This is a genomic window from Endozoicomonas sp. SESOKO3 (genome assembly GCF_024606255.1).
In genome coordinates, this window is the sequence record NZ_JAHHPR010000704.1 from 1 (window position 1) to 1,146 (window position 1,146).

The window sequence follows — 1,146 nt, forward strand, 5'->3', positions numbered from 1 at the left end:
TTTCACCAGAGCATTGCGATGAACATGCTGCTTGTGATTAAAAGTCCACAGTGAATGCCCCAGGTAGCTTACGACAAAAGCCAGAATGAAAGCGGCAGGGTTGGCCAGCAATGGGGCTAATTGAGTCAGGTCTACCAGAAGCCAGAGGACCCAGAGGTGAACAGCTGCAGCCGCAGCACCGGTGACAATAAACTTAATCGGTCGCATTACTGTCCTTCTGATTTTTGAATCCCAGCTGTCTTTGTATCAGGTACATTGGGCGTTTTTTCACTTCGCAGAAAATACCGGCAATATACTCACCCAGTATCCAGAGAGACAAAAGCTGTATGCCACCGATAAAGGTGATAGCGACAATAACCGTGGGCCAGCCTGGCAGAGGTGCACCGAGAACAAGGGTTCGAAAGATGATAAAGAATGCATAAAAAACCGAGATAAATGAAATAATCAGTCCGAGCCCACCTACAATCCTTAGCGGTAGAGTAGTGAATGCGGTAATGCCTGAAAGAGCCAGACTGGTCAGTTTGCCGTAGCCCCAGCCGGACTGTCCCGCTAGCCGGCTTCTGACCTGAAAGGGTAGGCCTATACTCTTGTAACCCACCCAGGCATAGATGCCTTTCATGAACCGGCTGCGTTCTGGCATGGCTTTCAGGGCATCGACAACGACCTTGTCCATTAGTCGGAAGTCGCCTGCGTGAGCCGGTACATCAATGCCTGTGCTGGAATGCATGATTCGATAAAAAAATTGTGCGCCTTTCTTTTTCAGGAAAGATTCGTTTTCCCTATCTTGACGAACGCCGTAAACCATCTGGTAACCCTGCCGCCAGTAATCAACAAAAACATGACTGGAATCATCGGGCCATTATCCCGGAGAATGCTCAAACATTCTGATGAGAATACTTCATGGAGATTTTATAACTGATCACAACAAAGGCAAGGCTGGGCGAGAACCCTGAGATGAGATTCAGGGCAATTACCCGTTTATCCATGGTAGGTTCACATCCGTGTGAATTCGCTGTCCATGCACCTTCAATCTATCAACCCAATGGTGGACAGAATGCAGGAAAAAACCTTCAGGCTTTGTGAGATATTACCCATAAACTTGTAATCAACAAGCCTCAACCGAAATATCTCACTAATCCATTTCAT

At 47.3% G+C, this 1,146-nt stretch carries 2 protein-coding genes; both read right to left on the reverse strand.

What is annotated here, in order from left to right; genetic code table 11:
- Positions 1-207, reverse strand: a 207-nt coding sequence (locus KDK18_RS12455) for a GtrA family protein (RefSeq protein WP_257255249.1), incomplete at its 3' end; no start/stop codon positions are given.
- Positions 194-805, reverse strand: coding sequence for a hypothetical protein (locus KDK18_RS12460; protein WP_257255250.1), 612 nt, complete (start codon positions 803-805; stop codon positions 194-196). The genes KDK18_RS12455 and KDK18_RS12460, both read right to left, overlap by 14 nt.
- Positions 806-1,146 lie beyond the last annotated feature (341 nt).

Coding starts and splice junctions, on each gene's coding strand:
- KDK18_RS12460 (WP_257255250.1), bottom strand. CDS start 805: ATGGTTTACGGCGTTCGTCAAGATAGGGAAAACGAATCTTTCCTGAAA.